We start from the raw sequence: 20295 nt of genomic DNA, 5'->3' as shown, positions 1-20295 counted from the left end.
AAATCCGTAATATCTCCTGATAAGCCTGCAACTCAAGCCAACAGCATCCACAGCTAGCATATATAATAAGCGACAGATAATCAGTAAGCCACCTGTGCAAGATTGGTGATAGTCTTTCAACTTACTAACACACTTTTCATTCTCAGAAACTTGCCCAGTAAACAAAGAATCTGATACCTGGGCAGAAGCGAGTCACTCAGCTTTAGGCCCGCCACTGTTCAAAAAACAGCCTACACCTAAAACAAAAACAAAAACAGAATGTCGACTCAGCTCACAAAACTTACCTTTAAAATGCGATATGGCAAACAATCTGTCCTCCCCCTCCACTTCGTAGAAAAAATAAATCAACCAGCCACGTCTCACTTCGCTGAGCTCTTCCTAAACAATCGAAGCAAATGAGTTAATGTTGAGGTTTTGCGCAATTTTCAATAATTATGTGATAGAGCTCTTTTTTTCAAAAACTCACCGGGACCGGACTCTTCTATTCACCCAACCGATCCTCTATAGTCCTTCCCAGATGCGGAAGTTGATGGGATCTGGTGGTCTCCTCGGTCTTCAAAACCGATGTCAGCCCGATCGGCTGAGGCAGGTTCGATTCCTGCCTCTTCCGCCAATACCATACCCTAAATCCCTGGTTCTGAGCCTAAACAAGACACCATCCCCGAAGCCATCGGCCATCAATCTGCCTCGCCAAAATAATTCAGTGACAACAGGAAAGTCTTGCGCTTAAGTCATACCTGAAGGAGTAGTTGTGAATAATTTTGTTATCGGAACCGCAGGCCATGTTGACCATGGAAAAACCGCCCTGATCCACGCCCTGACCGGAATAGAAACCAGCCATCTTCCCCAGGAAAAGCAGCGGGGAATGACCATTGACCTGGGGTTTGCCCACTTTAATGACAATCAGGGTCGCAAAATTGGTGTCATTGATGTCCCGGGACACGAGCGCTTTATCCGCAACATGGTCGCCGGGGTCTGGAGCCTGGATCTGGTGCTGTTTGTGGTCGCTGCCGATGAGGGCTGGTCAGCCATGTCTCATGACCACCTGAAGGTCATCGCCTCCCTCGGGATCAATAATATCATCCTGGTCATCAACAAGAGTGACCTGGTAACTCCTCAGGAGCTTGTCGCTGTCGAAGAGCAGGCACTGGAGCAATTCATCGAACAGATGGATCTGCTGCCCCAGAGCGTCTGCGTCTCTTCCCTGACCGGGCAGGGAATCGACAAACTACAACAAACCATTGAGCGAACCCTGGATGAAGTTGAACGCCAGCCTGTTTTCCCCCTTCCCCATCTCTATGTGGATCGGATCTTTACCATTAACGGCATTGGTACCACAGTCACCGGAAGCCTGTGTGGCGGCTCTCTCAAGATCGGCGACCAGCTCAACCTCTCCCCCCAGGGGATGCGGGTCCAGATCAAAAGCCTGCACGCCTACCACCAACACCGTGAATCGGTAGACTCTGTGTCCCGGGTGGCAATCGGCCTTAAGGGAGTCAAGAAGCGAGAGCTTCAAAGGGGTGCCTGCCTGCATGATATCAAGGCTGCCTGTGAAACCTCCTCGGATCTGCTGATCCGCATCGAAAACCCTCTCAAGCTTAAGCGCAGGCAGTGTGAGATTGAGGTTGCAATCGGCACCGCACACACCCTGGCTCGCCTCTATCTGCTGGGAGATGGCAGGCTGGCAAGGCTACAGTTAACCACCCCCTGTGCCTGTTTCTGGGGACAGCGAATTGTGCTGATCCGCCATGGCGGATCGCAGATCATAGGTGCCGGTCAGCTGGTCTGGAGCCAGAGCGTCGCCCGCCAGGATAGAGCCCGCTTGCAATCTATGCTTGAAAGCCTTCCCGCCCAATTAACCCAGGCCGATTATGCGAGCCTGCAGCTAAAACTTCACGGCTTTACCCGGGCTCCAGGACAGGACTCTGAGATCCTCTCCAGCCAACAGTTTGGTGAGTACCTGGTCAGTCACCATTTCTTAGACAGTGGCAGCAGCCGCCTGTTTGAGCTGCTGGAAAGCGCCCATGGCAGCTCCAGCCTGCCGGAGTTGGCCAGTAAGACCCATTGGCCGATGCCAATCATCGAAATCCTGGTCGCTCAACTGATTGAGCAGGGAAAAGTCAGCCGCAGTGGCGAAACCTGCTCCGTGGGAGGCGGGCAGAATCTCAACACGCTGCCCGAGGAGGCCCAGCAGCTGTTTGAGCTGATTTTTCAGGCGGGAACTCAGGGGTTTGAAGCAAACAAGGCATCGATTCCCGGGCTGCAAAAAAATCTGCGGCTACTCACCCGTGAAGCGTTGATTCTGCACACTCAGGATAAGATCTACTTTGATCAGCAGAGCTATCTTGAGCTTGTCAGCCGGCTGCTCAAAGGCCGAAAGCCCGATGAGCGCTTCTCAATTGCAATGGCCCGCGAGGCCACCGGACTTGCCCGCAAGCAGCTGATCCCACTGCTCAACCGCATCGAGCAAGATGGCTGGGTTCGGCGAGATGAGAGCGAGCGAGTGGTGCTAAAAACCCTCAGCGAGAAAGTTATCGCAGACTAAAGAAAAAGAGTACGCCCGGGAGGGCGTACTCTTTTAAGCTTGATCGAAATTAGCAGGGATTAAAGAAAAGCACTTCTCAGGCTACTGATTGCACTCTCCAGCAAGCTGGCGTCCACCATCTGAAAATCCTGGTAAACCTGCTCAGGATACTCCCGCCGCGTATGCTGATTCACCAGGGTATCGTAGCGCTCCATCGCCTGCTCAATGGTCTCAACCGATGAGAGATCAAGCTCAGTCCCCGGGCTAAGCAGCACGGAGCGATAGGGCGTCTCCCAGGGCTTCACACTGCCGCTTAGAGGGTGGGAGACAAGTCTGGCACCGCTATGGATCCGATCCCGACACTCACACAGGACATCGCGAAAGCTCTCCCTGACCACCAGCTCCGCCCGGTTAACATCCCGCTCAGAGGTTTTAGAAAAGCGCTCAACAACCGCAGGATTATTGGTTATCACAAAATAGTTCATCGTTCCCTATCCTAAGGGCAAGCCCAGTTACAACTGTGAATAGATAAATGAAAAGACGGTCGCCAGGCCAACCAGGGCCACAAAGGCGTTAGACCATCCACGATAGCGTTTGAGACGCTCAACCCGATAGGTGGCATAGACAGGGATCAAACACATGATCACCGCCTGAAACGGTCCGCAATAGTTACTGATCACCGAGATCGCATTGGGATTTACCGCCGCGATATACCAGAGTGACAGGAAGAAAAAGAGATTCATCCCCCACTGCAAAATTCGGTTCTCAGCCTTTAACTTTGGAAACAGAGTCCGTCCACCATGTAGCAGAACCCCCTCCAGGGCCTCCCGGGCTCCCAGGTAAAATCCGAAAAAGGAGCTGGCGATCGCGGCAAACACCACGAAGGGAACAACTTCTCCCAGTACGCCATCATGCAGTACCAACCCGAGATAGCTCAGAATCGTCAGGTTACTGGCCTTCGCCGGTCCAATCTGCGCAGGATCCAATGCCATCATTGAGGAGAAGCAGAAGAACATGATCACAAACACCAGGGCGATGGTGGTGCGACGCATGATAAGGCTGGTCTTACGCTCAGCCTTCTGCTCACTCCCCTCTGATTTGTGATAAGCCTGACCAAAGGCCGAGCAGGCGGGCGCAAAGGTGAAGCCAAAGATCACCAGTGGCAGGGCCGTCATCACTATATCCAGGCTATGGCCAACAGGAGGGATCACCCCCAATGCTTCGGGATGCCAGTAACGAATGAGATAAAATGAGAGCAGGGTCATCAGGACAATCAGCGGCATCACCAAAAACTGACAGACCCTGAGGGTCAGGTTACGTCCTGTGATCAAGACCCCAAGCAACAGGGCGACCATCACAAAGCTGACCCAAACTCTTGAGGGATCCGCGATCCCCAGCTGATGCTGCATATAGGTGATCACCACGTTGACAATACCAGGCGCATAGACCACCAGCGCCGGATAGACAGCCACGAAGTAGAACAACACAAACAAGCGTGCCGCCGTCACCCCAAAGTGCTCGGCAATCACATCGTTAATATTCCCGCTGCTACTGCTACAGCACAGAGACAACCGGGTATAAGCACGATGCGCAAGGTAGACCATGGGAAAAGCCAAAAACGCACAGATGATAACGGGCCAGATCCCCCAGGCTCCAAGCCCCAGGGGCATAAACAGAGAGCCGGCTCCAAAGGAGGTTCCAAACAGGGTTAGAGCCCAGCGTGTATCTACGGAGTTCCAGCGAGAAATAGAGCTCGATGTCGCCGGATGGTTAGCAGGGATGGTGGAATCAAGAGAACACTGCGACTCCTGAGAATGACTCATATCGAAGTCCTCCGGGAAGGAAAAGGGGGCTAGCATACGCTAGCCCCCTCGGTTTTAGAAGACAGTTTGTTCGCTAATCTCAGTTGACAGGGCGTTCAATGCCTGTTCAACCAGCTTGCGACGCTGTACCTTTTCCTCCGTTGCATCCAGTTTAGGATCCCCCAGGGGGTGAGGAATCGCAATCGCCGGTACAATTCGGTTGGCACCGACCGTCTTGGAGATAGGAACCACGGTTGCAATATGAACCACTGGCATCACTCTCTCGATCTCTTTGAGCATCGTTGCACCGCAACGAGTACAGGTGCCTCAGGTAGAGGTGAATATGGCGGCGGTCACCCCGGCCTTTTGCAGCTTCATCGCGATCTCGGCACCATACTTCTTAGCATTTGCCACCGAGGTTCCGTTACCGACCGTGGTGTAGAAGGTATCATGCAGGCGGCCAATTCGACCTTCGCGCTCCATGTCCCGCAGCACATCTACAGGCAGAACCCGGTTCGGGTTGGCATTACAAGCTACGGGATCATAACCACCATGCGCCGTCTCGTGAGTCGACTCGGTCAGTTCACTGAGCCCCTCAATGGAGTAGGTTCCATACTTGGAAGCGCTGGAAGACTCGATGCGATCAGGGTTACCCTTGGGTACCACACCACCTGAGGTCACCAGGCCTATGGTCGCGGTTGCCATATCCAGCACCGGAGGCTGAGGCTCAACCCGATCGAAGACAGGCATCGGATACTCTGTGGTAAAGGCCTCACCCTTGAGCTTCTGGCACAGGATATTGACCGCGCGCTTGGCGCCCCGCTCCTTCGCAAAAAAGTTCACCCGTACCCCGCGTGGCATATAGCCGGTGGTTTGTGGGTCACCCATATCGCCCGCGTGCTGAATGAAGCGTTGGATCAGGGTGATCATCGCTGGCAGGGCCTTGCGCATCGATGCGGCGCTATTGCCGGTCTCAGCGGCATACATGAAGGGACGATACATCTCGTAGCCGGGGTTCTCAGGGTACATGCCGCTGATGACAGTGATCCCAAGCTCGCTGGCGATCTCGGCAACCTTACCACAGGCCATCCCGTAGCGACCCGCGTTGAAGGCGGGACCCGCAACCACCAGATCGGGCTGGAACTGCATCAGCAGCTCGCGGATCCCATCACTGGCCAGGGACTCGTTCTCGTTAAAATAGGAGTCACCACACAGGATTGTCTTGATGATCTCACCCTGATCGCCCATCGCCTGGTTGAGCTGAGCGCCCAGTCCTATGGTGCCATCATGCAGCTCCAGAGGCATGTCTGCCACCTCTTCACCGCCCTTCTGACCAAAGAACTGGTTCAGATAGTGAATTACTTTAATGCTCATATCTCTCTCCCTTAACCCGCTTTGGTGGTCAGATTATGGAATCCAAGTTCACTGGTCGCCCCGGTGATCGCCTGGATCTCAACCTCGATTGATCCATCGCTACGCAGGCTACCGTCAAAACCACCGGCAATGGTATCTGCATATTGAGAGTGGCCGATGACCCGATCCATCACCGGCAGCACCACCACCTGGTTGGCATTCCCCGCAGTCACCACCGCATCTGCGTGTGGGTGTGCATCGGCCAGTGACTGGCTCTCACCACCACGACCTGCATACTCATCGGTCAGGCAGACGGTCTTCATGCCGGCATCGGTCAGCTTGCGGCAGTTCATCATCAGATCGGCGTCGGGGTTACCAAAGCCCTCTTCTGAGATCACCACTGCATCCAGGCTGAGCTGGCTCGCCAGTTTGGTGACAAAGTTAGAGGAGCGCTCCTTATCGCGCAGGGTCACATTCTCATTGGTGACAATGACGCCCATGAAGTTGTAATCGATACCGTGACGCTCTAAAAGCTCCTCGATCACCGGGCTGTTCTGGTGAACATAGGTGGTATTCTTGTCACAGGCCGATACACAGTTACCACTGGTGATAGCACCATCCATCACCTCGGTGGGATACATCAGGGTAGGCAGCATCCCCTTCACATCGACCCCGTAGTAGTAGCTGTCGTGAAGCAAGCCCTGACTCTGCAGCATGTAGATGTAGCCAACCTTGGGCAGGTTAGGATATTGGGCAGCCTGCTCGATAATAGGCTTGGTTTCATAACGCTTGAGACGATCCGGCTGGGCATCCGCCCCCACTGACCAATCCAGCGTGCTGCCTCCATCCCGATGCGGCGCAAAATCGCCTCATGCTCATACTGGTTACAGCTATCTTCAACCTCGGCACGTACCACCAGGTTCATCAGCTTAGAGAAAGGCGTATAGTCGGCACCCGGGCCAGACATGTCGATGATCCCCTCCTGGAAGCCCACCACGCGCCCGGTCGTCACGACACCGACGCCCTTGAGGACATGAGTGCGTCCTTCGCCCACCATAGACTCTTCACCCAGCGCATGTCCCGGGAAGATACAGCCATCACCGGAAACCTTGACTCTCGGCTCCACCACATCCTTGACCGGCATGATCCGTACCGACTCACCCGGGTGGACAATATCCAGCTCCAACTCGCAGATCCGATGATCCAGCTCTTTAAGATATGCACCCAACTCGGCTTTGTTGATCACCAGGCGGCGATCCTTAAGACCATTGCTTTCGCCAAATGCGAAGTCCTGGATGTCGATATACCCGACTTCTAACTTCATCTTCTACTCCTTTAAGTGCCTTACGGCTATCAAGAGCAATCCATTGATGCCTTCAGCAGCCTCAAATTACTGCCTCAGACATCCTCTTTTTACATGAGGCTCCCGCCTCTAATTCCCGTCTAAACCCTTAGGGTTAGCTTCACTATTTGGAGTTCAGGCTGCAGGCAAATTCCGACCTTCTATAGCAGGGATGCTATAGCAGAGCATCCACGGACGGATTCACTGCGTGTCGGTGATTTGCCTCAGGCTGAAATATCCCCAGAATCTAACCTGTAAACTCCTTCACTAACTCCCGCGCCTGAGATTCATCATCCCGGTTCAGCAGCAACACAGGCCCGGTACAACCCATGCCGGTTTCGGCATAGATCCCCGCCTTCCACAAGGCTAGCTTGGCAATTTCAACCTCCAATATATCGATGCCACCGATCTCAGAGTTGACCGTCTTACGCGCAGGCTCTGCGACACTCTCCTCACTCTGAGCCTGCACCTGGCGGGATTTACAAAGCTCACTCAGCCCCGCCCGCTCGGCTAACGCCAGTTCACGATTGAGATGGCCAATCAGATCGCCTCTCACCAGCTGGGCGCAGAATCCAAGGGCATTGGTAATAACCGGTGCGCCACTGGCTCTCGAGATAATGCAGATCGGATGTTTGACTCCGGCGCCCAGGCCCGGGCCATAGCCGACCCCGGTGGCTTCATATCCCCCGCCGGTATTAAAGGCGGAGAACAGCTTCACCAAAAGGTTACCGGTCAGGGAATCTGCGACCATCACATCCGGAGAGCCCTGCAGCAGATCGTTGCCGCGCATCAGGGCACCCCCATTGGCGCGGGAGGATCCCGCCATCTGGAGCGGGTATCCCCCTTCAGCCAGCTGGCTCAGCCCTCGCTCCACTTGAGGGGCACTCTCGACATTCAAAATCCCCAGAGAAGGCTCGGATACACCACTCGCCTTGGCAAGTGCCGTCCCCAACACCGCATTACGCAGCATGGCGGCCTTACGCTCGGTCGCCGAAGATCCTGTGGTGGAAGCCAGCACCATCTTGCGCCCCGTCGCCGGAGCATCAATCTGAGTAATGGTGGTTACCCCCAGCGGAAAGGCGTAATGCAGGGTGACGGCTCCATGAATCTCACCGCTTTGGAGCAGCTGCTCCATGGTGCGATGGGCCTCATTGAGGTTAGATGCCGGATAATGAGGCAAGCCGGAGTCGGCTCCCTCCCCAATCAATACCGGCTGCAAGCCAGGGGTGGCCGCTCGCACTGCCGCCTCGATCAGCTCACTGCTACCATGCTCACTGTCCAGAGTCGTCAGGCCAATTCTCAGCACCTTGCCTCCGCCGCCCTGGAGTTCACCGGCCATATCTTCGAGCAGCTCGGCCAAATAGATATCTGTGTGCGCCATGTGACCCCCTACTCCTTGAGCTCGGCTGCAACCTTGCGCATCGCATCGGCCAGGGCAGAGCGAACAGCAGTTTCATCAAAGGCTGCTTGAGTCTCTGAAGCCTGACCACTATTTTTCTCGACCAAGAAGCTCAGGCCATCAAACTGGTTGGTCATCCGACCCAGGAACAGGCTGCCCTTACCTACCACCATGAAGTTATTGAGCTCACCCTCGAGGATCATCTCCCGGCCATGGCCGAGGAAAGGTACCCCGGATGGGATATGTCCCTGAGTCGGAGCAAAGCCTGGCATCCCGTGCTTGCTAACAAAATTCATCAGCTCACTGCGCTGCAGCCAACCCTCTTTAACCGCCAGTGCCGCAATCATCTTGTAGTTGGCTTCGGGCACATCACCGGCGCCCGCAGGCTTGGTCACCTCAGGGTTTTGCATCTCGACCGTATATTTATCGACCTGTGGAATGCTCAGACCATTGGCCTTCAGCGGTGAGGCGATGAGCGCCGTCATTACCGCCTGAGGCGATGAGCCCGTGCCTATGGTGTGACGCCCCAGCACCTTGGTGTTGATCACAGGGCTCACTCCGTCGTTAGCGCTGATCACAAAGGCAAAACCACCCAACACATCTTCTAACAGGGGCATCCCCTGCTTGGCGTGGTCACGACCATTCATCCCAAGCTTGGCAACCGCACCACCGGCGACCACCATGACATTGCTAAAGATCCCGGCCTGTACCAGCGCCGATGCGTTAAGCAGGGCATGAACCGGGGCGGCACAAAAGCCGCGGATATCGGCCCCATTGGCATTGCTGCAGCCAAGCTGTTCACCGATCGCCTTGGCAAAGTTACCGCCGCCGCGCTGATTGATATCACCACAGGCTTCCTCGGAACACTCGAGAATATAATCGATGCTGGCCAGATCGATCCCCTGACGATCCAGGTGGAGTCCCGCCAGATAGGAGGTAGCCTTGGTTGCCAGGTTCTCCAGCATGATGTGGGCACTTAAGTTTTCATCACTATCATGGGCACGATTCACACAGCCGATCAGGGTATCGTTGTAATAAAGACCCTCGGCCGCAGTACCCTCGACCTTATCTATGATGCTGGAAATCTCTGAGCCCTGGAGTTTGGAGGTCAGCTCCAGGCCTCCCAGTAGCGGATGGCTGTTAAGCTCGGTTGTGATTGAGTCACAAAAATCCTGGCTCAGCTGAACCAGTTCAAACGCATCTACATGCTGCATCAGCACATAGAGTAATCCTTCACTCAGTACTTCACCCATCTTGCCCTGAGCAGATCCCTCAGCGGCGTTTTGATACCAGGGCCTGGCACACTCATTCAGGGAGTCGGGTCTGATATTCCCGATATAGCATTGGTTGGGGGGATAGGATGCGACCTCGGAAAAACTTCGAAGATGAGATCGGATCTCTTTCAAATATGGGTCATCCGGATTCTGATGACGGGTCTGGGAGGCAACCGCGCCCTGATGTACCAGCATCTCAGGCGCATGAGCCAGAATATAACTGGCTCCTTTGATGACAGCTAAACTCATGCTAACCCCTTGAGCTTAAACAAAAGAAGGGGCGATGCCCCCTCTTTGATTACAAAGATTAAGGGTGTTGTTAAGCGGTGGCTTCAGCCAGATACTTGCAACACTGATCACGGTACTCTTTTACTTCGGCGCCGATACCTTCGACATCCAGTACCATCTCCATCATGCCGATCTGCTCGTCGTAGACGGCAGGATCGCACAGATCCTTAATTTCACTTTCAACAATGTGATAACAGAGAAGTCCCAACTGAACTCCGGCCAGAGGACCTGCAAACGTTGGATCGCCGCTTGTGACTGTTTCACAGGCAAGACCAGAAGATTCCGCTTCTGCTCCGCCCAAAAGTACAACCATGTTTTCCGGTCCGTACTTCTCAGCCATATCTTTGATCCGACGTTGGTTTTCCAGGTCCATAGCTCCAGCACTTGTTCAGACAAAACACTCTGTGGCAGAGAAAATAACCTCTGCACCAGTGTTAATCAGGCAGCTCTCGATGGCTGGGCCGGGGATCCCGTCCCTGTCACCAAGAATCACTACCTTCTTGCCTTCAAGCTTCATGGTTTGCTCCTGAATTTACGTTACGCAACGTAGTTTTTAATCACATCCTCGATCTGCGCAGGCTCCAGCTCCTCACCGGACAGATGCTCAACCTTCTCACCGTTTTGATAAAAAACGATAGAGGGTAGTCCCATCACTTTCTGCGCCATCGCGAGACGACGATTACCTTGAATATTTAATTTGCAAAACTTGATCTCTTGTCCGTACTGCTCCGCTAGGGCCTCAACATCCGGCATCAGCTCCTTGCAGCGCTCACAGCTCTCGCCCCAGAAATCCACCAGCACCACGCCCTGGGCGGTCTCCTCGGCAAAATTCTCCTTATTTAACTCGATCATGACTTACTCCCTTGAAATAACTGATTCAGTTCAACTGCACCGGGCTGGACCAAACGCAGCTGCTCCTGACCCTGTTCAAACCTAAGGACTGCCGGAATCTCCTGTACTTCATAGCGATCCGCCAGCATCTGATTCTTGTAGGTATCCACAGTGACAATTCGATGATCCGGGTAGGCAATGGTCATCTCCTCCAGGGATTGGATCAGCTGCACGCTATCTCCCTCCAGAGGAGACCAGAACACAGCCAGTACCGGAGTTTGGCTCTTCAGCACCTGCTGCTGCCAATACTCCTCCTGCTCCACATAGCCGTTGGCCGCAACCGCTGCCACCGCACCATCTCCAGCAGCAGTGACCACCTGACGCAGGAATTTATCGGTCACATCACCCACCGCAAAGATCCCGGGAATATTGGTCTGCTGCTTATCATCCGTCTTGATGTAGCCCGCGCCGTTAAGCTCAATGAGATCTTTGGCAAAGCCGGTCTGCGGCACGGTACCGACAAACATGAATACCCCATCGGTGGCAAGCTGCTGTGTCTCACCCGTCTTGATATTGCGCAGCCTCACCCCGTTGACCAGGCCATCTCCTTCGATGGCATCGACGGTTGAGTTCCACACAAACTCAATCTTGTCATTGGCAAATGCCTGCTCCTGGGCGACCCGGTCTGCATCCAGCTTGCCTTCATCATGGACCACGATCATGGTGACCTTATTGACCACCTTGGTCAGAAATACCGACTCCTCGACCGCGGTATTGCCTGAGCCAACCACCACTACATCGAGCTCTTCATAAAAATCCGCATCACAGGTGGCACAATAGGAGACACCCTGGCCCCGAAATTCTTTCTCTCCCGGGATCCCAAGAATGCGTGGCGCCGCTCCGGTCGCTATGATGATGCTCTTAGTGCGCAAGGTGCGCTCATCGGCCAGACGGATCTCCTTGTGGAACCCATCGTCACCGACCTCGATGCCTGCCACCCGGCCACGTTCAAACTCAACCCCGAATTTTTCGGCATGGGAACGGAAACGCTCCATCAGCCCAGGACCCGTGTCCTCAATGATCCCCGGATAGTTTTCAAGCTCAGAGGTGGTTGCACACTGACCCCCCATCTTGCGTTTTTCTTCGATGAGCAGGGTTTTCATCCGCCCCTGGCTGCATAGATCCCCGCAGACAGCCCCCCGGGCCACCTCCGATGATGATGACATCGTATAAATCACTCATGACTGATTCCCCATGATGAGGCCTGGGCTGATCTCCTGGATCAAACCACGCCCCGAAGAGCTAACAGTTGGAAAGAAAACTTGAAAAGCAGCCGAGCTATCTGCTCGCTGATGATTCGCTGCGCCGCAGCGAGACAGGGTGGGTCACTGAGGCGCCGCGGACCAGCCAAGCTGTGGCTGCAAGGGCAACAGATTTTGCTGGATTAGACGGCTACTCGACATCGACCACAACCTCATTAGAAAAACTAATAACAGTGAATTTCCTTGGTGAGACAGATACTACGCCTGAGCCTTTAAAAATCCATATCGAAAAAGGGGGATTGTGATTGAATTCTCAATTCTTCACACAGAATCGAACTAGCTGTGAGTCCGATCAAAACTTAATGATGGAACTCCATTAATTTTTACTCAGCATGAATATTTGGCACAGAAAATTACAGATTATGACTATAGAGCACAATTTAACACTAATTTAACCTGACATTCAGGAATTATTTATGGCCAGGAGTAGTGCTTCTCCCTAATGAATGAGCTCATGGGAAAAATTATTGAGTAAGTAACGCCGATGATCTTTCCCCTTAGAAACAGAAATCACACATACACAACTAATGAGGACTGGATATTTCCGAATAAACTTAACCGCAAAAATATGATTAGAAAAACTAATAACTGTTATTTTTTACCCAACACAGGTAAATAAAAACCAGCCATCAACTATCAGTAGGGAGTTGAGTCATTAGCCAGAGAGCCTCTTGGGGAAGAGCCGCCATAAAAAATGCCAGCCCTAAGGCTGGCATTTTAACGAGGGGAAAAAGACGATGATTAGCGCTTTTTCTTCTTCGCCTTGGCATTTGGCAGGTCAGTAATACTACCTTCAAAGATCTCGGCCGCCAGACCAACCGACTCGTGCAATGTTGGGTGTGCATGGATGGTCAGCGCGATATCTTCGGCATCGGCGCCCATCTCGATCGCAAGACCTATCTCGCCAAGGAGTTCACCACCATTGACACCAACGATGGCACCACCGATCACCCGGCCAGAATCTTTCTCGAACAACAGCTTGGTCATGCCATCGGCACAATCGGATGCAATCGCACGCCCGGAAGCGGCCCATGGGAACACAGAGGCTTCGTAGTTGATCCCCTGCTCCTTGGCCTCACGCTCGGTCAAACCAACCCAGGCGATCTCAGGGTCGGTATAGGCGATAGAAGGAATCACCTTAGGATCGAAGTAGTGCTTCTTACCGGCAATCACCTCGGCGGCAACATGAGCCTCATGCACCCCCTTGTGCGCCAGCATCGGCTGTCCCACGATATCACCAATGGCGAAGATATGCGGCACATTGGTGCGCATCTGCTTGTCCACCTCGATGAAGCCGCGCTCCGTCACCTTAACCCCGGCATTTTCAGCGGTCAGGTTCAGACCATTAGGAACCCGGCCGACCGCAACCAGCACGTTGTCGTAACGAACCGGCTCGGCAGGAGCCTTCTTGCCATCAAAGGAGACATACAGGCCATCGGCCTTGGCTTCAACCGCGGTCACCTTAGTCGACAGCATCAGGTTGAACTTCTTCTTCACCCGCTTGGTATAGACGCGGATCACATCCGGATCGGCGGCTGGCACCAGCTGATCGGCAAATTCAACCACATCGATTTCACTGCCCAGGGAGGAGTAGACGGTTCCCATCTCCAGACCGATGATACCGCCACCGATCACCAGCAGCTTGCCAGGGACAGTTTGCAACTCCAGGGCATCGGTCGAATCCCACACCCGAGGATCGTCATGAGGAATGAATGGCAACTTAACCGGACGAGAGCCAGCGGCGATGATCGCGTGATCAAACTTCACCAGGGTCTCTTCACCCTTGTCATCGGTCACCTTGAGGCTGTTCGCATCGGCAAACTGACCTAGGCCATTAACCACGGTCACTTTGCGCTGCTTGGCCATGCCCGCCAGACCACCGGTCAACTGGCCGATCACCTTCTCTTTCCACAGACGGATCTTGTTGATATCTGTCTTTGGCTCGCCAAAAATAACACCGTGATCCGCCAGAGACTTGGCTTCTTCAATCACTTTAGAAACGTGCAGCAGGGCTTTTGAGGGGATACAGCCAACATTCAGACAAACACCGCCCAGCGTGCTGTGACGCTCAACAATTACAGTTTCAAAACCTAAATCAGCCGCACGAAATGCCGCTGAGTAGCCCGCAGGTCCTGCGCCAAGCACGACCACCTGGGCCTTAATTTCTTTACTCATGATGACCTCTTTGTCGTTGTTATTTCCCGGATCACCTGACTCTCGGAGACTGGGGTTTCACCTAAGACCGGGCAAAGTTTACATTCCTGTTAAGAGGATGAAAAGCAAAATGGCAGGCCTGAGCCTGCCAAATGTGAGTTACAACACCAGATTACGGATATCAGAGAGAATTCCGCTCAGGGTAGTGATGAAGCGTGCGCCCGCAGCCCCATCGATCACCCGGTGATCGTAAGACAGAGCCAGTGGCAGCATCAGCTGAGGTTCAAACTCCTTACCGTTCCACTTAGGCTTCATCTCGGATTTGGAAACACCCAGGATCGCCACATCCGGAGCATTCACGATCGGCGTGAACTGAGTTCCACCGATGCCACCTAAGCTGGAGATGGTAAAGCAGGAGCCCTGCATGTCTGAAGAGGTCAGCTGACCCTTACGCGCCTTGGCTGAAACTTCAGCCAGCTCTTGAGACAGCTGGTGGATCCCTTTTTGATCCACGTCGCGGAATACCGGAACCACCAGACCGTTTGGCGTATCCACCGCAACCCCGATGTGCACATACTTCTTCATCGTCAGACGCTTGCCATCTTCGCTCAGTGAAGAGCAAAAACGTGGGTGCTGTTTGAGGGCATAAGCCACCGCTTTCATGATGAAGGCCAGCGGTGTGATCTTGATGCCATCATCACGCTTAGCCGCCAGCTGGTTCTGCTGCTTGCGGAACGCCTCCAGCTCGCTGATATTCGCCTCATCAAACTGAGTCACATGAGGAATACGCACCCAGTTACGATGCAGATTCGGACCCGAGATCTTCTGAATTCGTGACAGCTCAACCTCTTCGACCTCTCCAAACTGGCTAAAATCTACTTTCGGCCATGGCAGGAGATCAAAGCCCATGTTGCTGCCGCCACCTGCCGCACCACTTTCGGCACGCTTGAGCATCTCTTTGACATAACGCTGCACATCCTCTTTCTGGATGCGTCCCTTGCGTCCACGTCCCTCAACCTTGGTCAGGTTAACCCCAAACTCACGGGCCAGGCGACGAATCGCAGGTGAAGCGTAGATGTAAGCATCATTCACTTCAAACTCACTGCTCGCCTCAGTGGCTGGCGCTGGAGTTGCTGCCGGAGCCGGTGCAGCCGCAGGAGCCGCCGGGGCTGGCGCCGCTTCTGCCTTAGCTGGAGCCGAGGCTGCAGGAGTTCCACCAGAAACCTCAAAGGTCATGATGTGAGAGCCGGTATTGACCGTATCCCCCACCTTGATATCAATCGACTTCACCACACCCGCAACCGGAGCCGGGACTTCCATTGAGGCCTTGTCACCCTCAACCGTGATGAGAGACTGCTCGGCTTCAACGCTATCACCCACCTGAACCAGGATCTCGGTGACCTCAACCGCATCACCGCCGATATCGGGAACGGCTACCGCCTGCTCGCTAGTCGCCGCAGCAGCAGCCGGTGCAGCTTCTGCTGCCGGAGCTTCGGCAGCGGGAGCGTCTGCCGCCCCAGCAGTGTCGAATCTCATGATGAGGGTGCCGGTAGTTACGCTGTCACCGACCGCAATCTCAATACTGGCAACCTTGCCCGCCTCCGGAGATGGAACCTCCATAGAGGCCTTATCGCCCTCGACGGTCAGCAATGGCTGATCGGCTTCAACCATATCGCCAACTGCTACAGAGATCTCCACGACTTCAACCGCATCGGATCCAATATCCGGTAGTAAAATTTCTTTAGACATCAGTTAAACCCCTTATGCGTTACGTGGAGTAGTTTTATCTGCATCGATACCAAACTTCTTGATGGCATCGGCTACAACTTTCTTATCAACAGTTCCCTGCTCGGCCAGGGTATTCAGGGTCGCTACCACCACGTGAGCCGCATCGACTTCGAAGTGACGGCGCAGGTTCTCACGGCTATCTGAGCGCCCGAAGCCATCGGTACCCAGCACTGTATAGGCGCTTGATGGTACAAAGGCACGCACCTGGTCTGCATAAGACTTCATATAATCCGTAGAAGCTATGGTTGGCAGGTCGCCCAGTACCGAGCTGATATAGGCCTGCTGCTGCTCGGCTTCAGGGTGCAGGCGGTTATAGCGCTCCACATCCTGACCATCACGCGCCAGCTCATTAAACGAAGTCACCGCGAATACGTCAGAACCGATACCATAGTCCGCACTCAGGATCTGCGCGGCTTCACGCACGCCGGGCAGAATCGAGCCGGAGCCCATCAGCTGTACTTTGGCCTTATCACCCGCCACTGTTTCCAGCTTATAGATACCCTTACGAATGCCCTCTTCCACGCCCTCTGGCATCGCAGGCATGTGGTAGTTTTCGTTGAGAGTCGTCAGGTAGTAGTAAACATTCTCCGGGTTCTCACCGTACATGCGGCGCAAGCCGTCCTGAACGATAACAGCAACCTCGTAGGCATAGGTCGCATCATAGGCGATACAGTTCGGGATGGTACCCGCCTGGATATGGCTGTGGCCATCCTGGTGCTGCAGACCTTCACCATTGAGGGTGGTGCGTCCGGAGGTACCGCCGATCATGAAGCCTTTTGCCTGCATATCACCTGCAGCCCACATCATGTCGCCAATCCGCTGGAAGCCGAACATGGAGTAGTAAACAAAGAAGGGGATCATCGGACAGTCATGGACGCTGTAAGAGGTCGCCGCTGCCAGCCAGGAAGAAACCGCACCCATTTCGGTCAGGCCATCCTGCAGTACCTGTCCCTTGATATCCTCTTTATAGTAAGCAACCTGCTCGCGGTCGGTTGGAGTATATTGCTGACCATTCGGGTTATAGATACCGATCTGGCGGAACAGACCCTCCATACCAAAGGTACGCGCCTCATCAGACAGGATTGGTACGATACGCTTGCCGATCGACTTATCCTTAAGCATCACATTCAGAGCACGCACCATCGCCATGGTAGTAGAGATCTCGCGCTTTTGCTCACCCAGCAGCGGGGCAAAGGCCTCCAGCTCGGGCACCTGAAGCTCAACAGAGCTCTGCTGACGACGCTGGGGCAGATAACCACCCAGAGACTTACGGCGCTCCTGCAGGTATTTATACTCTTCACTACCCTCTTTGATCTCGATATAGGAGGGGTTTTCCAGCTCGGCATCCGAGATATCAATCTTGAAACGATCGCGCAGCTTGCGCATGGTCTCGGTATCCATCTTCTTCACGTTGTGAGCCGTATTTTGTGACTCACTGCCGGCACCCAGCCCATAGCCCTTGATGGTCTTAGCCAGAATAAGCTTAGGCTTGCCGTTGTCATCCTGCACCGCAGAGAAGGCGCTGAACAGCTTCTGTGGATCGTGACCACCACGGTTAAGCTCGAAGATCTCTTCGTCGGTCATATCCTTAACCAGGGCTGCCGTCTCAGGGTAGCGGTTAAAGAAGTGCTCGCGAACATAGGCGCCATCTTTGGATTTGAGGGTCTGATAGTCACCATCCACGGTCTCGTTCATCAGCTGAATCAGCTTGCCCGAGCTATCTTTTTGCAGCAACTCATCCCATTTACGACCCCAGACCACCTTGAATACATCCCAGCCGGCGCCCTTAAACTGACCTTCCAGCTCCTGGATCACCTTGCCGTTACCCACGACAGGTCCATCCAGGCGTTGCAGGTTACAGCTAACCACGAAGACCAGGTTATCCAGGTTTTCACGGGTCGCGATCGCGATTGCACCCTTGGATTCAGGCTCATCCATCTCACCATCACCCAGGAAGGCATAGACCTTACGCCCGCTGCAATCTTTCAGGCCGCGGTTGGTCAGGTACTTCATGAAGCGCGCCTGATAGATAGCTGCGATAGGACCAAGTCCCATGGAAACTGTCGGGAACTCCCAGAAATCCGGCATCAGGTGTGGATGCGGATAAGAAGACAGACCATTGCCGTCGATCTCCTGGCGGAAGTTATCCAGCTGAGAGCGGCTCAGGCGTCCCTCGGCAAATGCACGGGCGTACATACCCGGTGAGCTGTGTCCCTGGATAAACAGCAGGTCGGCACCGTTCGGCGCATCCGGTCCGCGGAAGAAGTGGTTAAAGCCCACATCATAGATGGTTGCGGCACCGGCGAAAGAGGAGATATGCCCGCCCAGCGAGTAAGGCTTCTTGTTGGCCTTCTGCACCATCATGGCCGCGTTCCAACGGATGATCGCCCGGATACGGCGTTCCAGATCCCAATTCCCTGGGTAGTTTTCGTCCTTCGACAGGGTGTTGATGTAATCGGTCAAAAAGCCCTGAGACATCTTGATTCCGGCATTACGCGCTGCGAAGTCGGAAAGCTGCTGCAAAATGAATTGCGCACGTTCTGGCCCCTCTTCACGCAGAATTGCATCGAGGGAGTCTAACCATTCTTTAGTTTCGACTGGGTCCAGATCTTTGCTTAGGAAATCAGTCATAGCTGGGTCCTACTGTTATTAAACACCAAGGTGACGAACGTAAATCAAGCGTTATCAGCGTCCGATCCGCCCCGAAGCTCGGTTCGCCTCTGGGAGCGCTGGGCTCGCTGCTCTTCGAACTGAAGTTCGCGAAGAGACTCCTTGATAAATGCAAGGTAATCATCACAGATCTGCCGTGCCTGCTGAGGGGTGCCACTCAAGATGGCTTCAATCAGCTTGGCGCGTTGAATGCGGACCTCGGCGATGATCCCCGCCCGCCGGTTGAGGATCTCAATATTGCTCAGAATATTGCTGTGCAGAAGAGGTCGGATCGCAGAGATCAGATGGAGCAGTACCAGGTTATGAGAGGCTTCGGCGATCGCAACATAGAGCTCAGTGGCTCCATGGGCCTCGGCCTCCACATCCTTCTCATCGAGGGCCTGGGTTATCCGTTTTTGGATACGGCGAATCCGCTCGACATCGGTATTCGTTGCCCGGGAAGCGGCATAAAAAGCTGCAATCCCCTCCAGGGCGTGGCGAAACTCCAACAGATCGGTCTGTGAATCCGGGTGTGTTGCTAACAACTCAAACAGGGGATCGGCAAAGCCCTTGGTTAAAGAGCCCTCCACATAGGTTCCCCCACCATGACGCCGGGAGACCAGCCCCTTGGCTTCTAACAGTTGAATCGCCTCTCGTACCGAGGGACGAGACACCCCAAAGCGCACTGCTAACTCCCGCTCAGCGGGCAGACGCTGCCCCTGAACCAGGCTTCCTTCCAGGATCATTTTCTCCAGCTCTGCGGCAATGGCATCGGAACGTTTCGACTGTTTTTGAGTAAGTTGCGACATCAGTGTTCTGCACTTAATTGGTATTACCAATTTTAGAATGAGGCAAAATTAGCAGAGCCCAAACCAAAAGTCCAGCACAAGATTCCATGATCTGAATCAAATTAACACCGTTTTTTACACTCGGTTATAAAAAACATTCATCCCCAAACTGTTACATTTAACCCGTTCGATACAAGTTCACTCCAGATTCCCTAACAATTCCTGCAACTTTGTCATGGCAAATCCCGGGCCGGGGTCGGTTTTGCGCCCGGGTGCGATATCACTGTGACGGGTGATCCGCTGCGCAGTTATTGCCGGGTAACGCGCCATAAGAAGAGTCAGTAGCCTGGTAAGGCACTGGTATTGCTCCTCTTGGTAACTGCCACTGTCTGTCCCCTCAAGCTCAATGCCAACTGAGAAATCATTACAGCGCTCCCTCCCCTCAAAGCTGGAGACACCCGCATGCCAGGCCCTGTGATCCACTGAGACATACTGCACCAGCTCGCCATCGCGGCGGATCAGAAAATGCGCCGACACCCGCATCGGTGCAATCTCTTCAAAGTAGAGGTCATCCCTTGGATCCAGTTTGCCCTGAAAAAACTGATCGATCGCCTTCCCACCATATCGTCCGGGAGGCAGGCTGATGCAGTGCAGCACCACCAGTGACACATCCATCGCATCTGGCCTTGCATCAAAGTGAGGAGAGGGGCAGCTGCGTGCCTCTTTTAACCAGCCAGCCTCATCAAAACTATCCATCCGTCGCTCCTTGTTGTTTGATCGG

15 protein-coding genes, 1 tRNA gene and 1 pseudogene are annotated in these 20295 nt (G+C 54.0%); 3 read left to right on the top strand and 14 right to left on the bottom strand.

Annotated features, from left to right (window positions below):
- Positions 1–521: 521 nt before the first annotated feature.
- Together DB847_RS24170 and selB are read left to right on the top strand one after the other, a co-directional pair.
- Positions 522–613 (top strand) — tRNA-Sec (locus DB847_RS24170).
- A gap of 138 nt (positions 614–751) precedes the next feature.
- Positions 752–2545, top strand: coding sequence for a selenocysteine-specific translation elongation factor (gene selB / locus DB847_RS02400; protein ID WP_108649279.1), 1794 nt, complete (start codon positions 752–754; stop codon positions 2543–2545).
- A gap of 59 nt (positions 2546–2604) precedes the next feature.
- On the opposite strand, the gene DB847_RS02395 is transcribed toward selB, so the two are convergent.
- The 9 genes and pseudogenes from DB847_RS02395 to DB847_RS02355 all read right to left on the bottom strand — a co-directional run bounded on the left by DB847_RS02395 (position 2605) and on the right by DB847_RS02355 (position 12039).
- On the bottom strand, positions 2605–3009 hold the full coding sequence (locus tag DB847_RS02395; RefSeq protein ID WP_108649278.1) for a GrdX family protein: 405 nt from the start codon (positions 3007–3009) through the stop codon (positions 2605–2607).
- A gap of 27 nt (positions 3010–3036) precedes the next feature.
- Complete coding sequence (locus DB847_RS02390) at positions 3037–4347, bottom strand: amino acid permease (RefSeq protein ID WP_108649277.1); 1311 nt, start codon at positions 4345–4347, stop codon at positions 3037–3039.
- Positions 4348–4401: 54 nt separating this feature from the next.
- Complete coding sequence (locus tag DB847_RS02385) at positions 4402–5700, bottom strand: glycine/betaine/sarcosine/D-proline family reductase selenoprotein B (RefSeq protein ID WP_108649276.1); 1299 nt, start codon at positions 5698–5700, stop codon at positions 4402–4404.
- Between the two features lie 11 nt (positions 5701–5711).
- Positions 5712–7003: pseudogene (locus tag DB847_RS26485) on the bottom strand (glycine/sarcosine/betaine reductase component B subunit).
- 265 nt (positions 7004–7268) lie between these two features.
- A complete protein-coding gene (gene grdD, locus DB847_RS02375; protein WP_108649275.1) occupies positions 7269–8402 on the bottom strand; it encodes a glycine/sarcosine/betaine reductase complex component C subunit alpha in 1134 nt (377 codons plus the stop codon).
- An 8-nt stretch (positions 8403–8410) separates the two neighbouring features.
- Complete coding sequence (gene grdC, locus DB847_RS02370; RefSeq protein WP_108649274.1) at positions 8411–9943, bottom strand: glycine/sarcosine/betaine reductase complex component C subunit beta; 1533 nt, start codon at positions 9941–9943, stop codon at positions 8411–8413.
- A gap of 70 nt (positions 9944–10013) precedes the next feature.
- A complete protein-coding gene (gene grdA, locus DB847_RS02365) occupies positions 10014–10499 on the bottom strand; it encodes a glycine/sarcosine/betaine reductase complex selenoprotein A (protein WP_108649273.1) in 486 nt (161 codons plus the stop codon).
- A 20-nt stretch (positions 10500–10519) separates the two neighbouring features.
- Entirely contained in the window at positions 10520–10834 is a 315-nt protein-coding gene (gene trxA / locus DB847_RS02360) for a thioredoxin TrxA (protein WP_108649272.1), read from the bottom strand.
- Positions 10831–12039 carry an FAD-dependent oxidoreductase gene (locus DB847_RS02355; protein WP_199911685.1) on the bottom strand — a complete coding sequence of 403 codons (1209 nt, stop codon included), beginning with the start codon at positions 12037–12039 and terminating at the stop codon, positions 10831–10833. The genes trxA and DB847_RS02355 overlap by 4 nt, the downstream gene beginning before the upstream one ends.
- An 83-nt stretch (positions 12040–12122) precedes the next feature.
- Here DB847_RS02355 and DB847_RS02350 point away from each other — a divergent pair, with 83 nt between their 5' ends.
- Positions 12123–12380, top strand: a complete 258-nt coding sequence (locus tag DB847_RS02350; protein WP_108649271.1) for a hypothetical protein — start codon at positions 12123–12125, stop codon at positions 12378–12380.
- 496 nt (positions 12381–12876) lie between these two features.
- Here the strand turns inward: DB847_RS02350 and lpdA are convergent, their stop codons facing one another.
- From lpdA to ampD, 5 genes are all read right to left on the bottom strand, one after another.
- Positions 12877–14310: a dihydrolipoyl dehydrogenase gene (gene lpdA, locus DB847_RS02345; protein WP_108649270.1), complete on the bottom strand. Its 1434-nt coding sequence runs from the start codon at positions 14308–14310 to the stop codon at positions 12877–12879.
- 138 nt (positions 14311–14448) lie between these two features.
- Positions 14449–16038: a pyruvate dehydrogenase complex dihydrolipoyllysine-residue acetyltransferase gene (gene aceF / locus DB847_RS02340; RefSeq protein WP_108649269.1), complete on the bottom strand. Its 1590-nt coding sequence runs from the start codon at positions 16036–16038 to the stop codon at positions 14449–14451.
- Positions 16039–16050: 12 nt separating this feature from the next.
- Positions 16051–18708: a pyruvate dehydrogenase (acetyl-transferring), homodimeric type gene (gene aceE / locus DB847_RS02335; RefSeq protein ID WP_108649268.1), complete on the bottom strand. Its 2658-nt coding sequence runs from the start codon at positions 18706–18708 to the stop codon at positions 16051–16053.
- Between the two features lie 44 nt (positions 18709–18752).
- Positions 18753–19535 (bottom strand): GntR family transcriptional regulator, encoded by a 783-nt coding sequence (locus DB847_RS02330; protein ID WP_108649267.1) that lies wholly within the window; start codon positions 19533–19535, stop codon positions 18753–18755.
- 177 nt (positions 19536–19712) lie between these two features.
- A complete protein-coding gene (gene ampD, locus DB847_RS02325; protein ID WP_108649266.1) occupies positions 19713–20270 on the bottom strand; it encodes a 1,6-anhydro-N-acetylmuramyl-L-alanine amidase AmpD in 558 nt (185 codons plus the stop codon).
- Positions 20271–20295: the final 25 nt, after the last annotated feature.

The organism is Dongshaea marina (genome assembly GCF_003072645.1).
GTDB lineage: Bacteria > Pseudomonadota > Gammaproteobacteria > Enterobacterales > Aeromonadaceae > Dongshaea > Dongshaea marina.
Note: the sequence above shows the minus strand (reverse complement) of the source record. Positions and strands in the feature narration are given on the sequence as shown.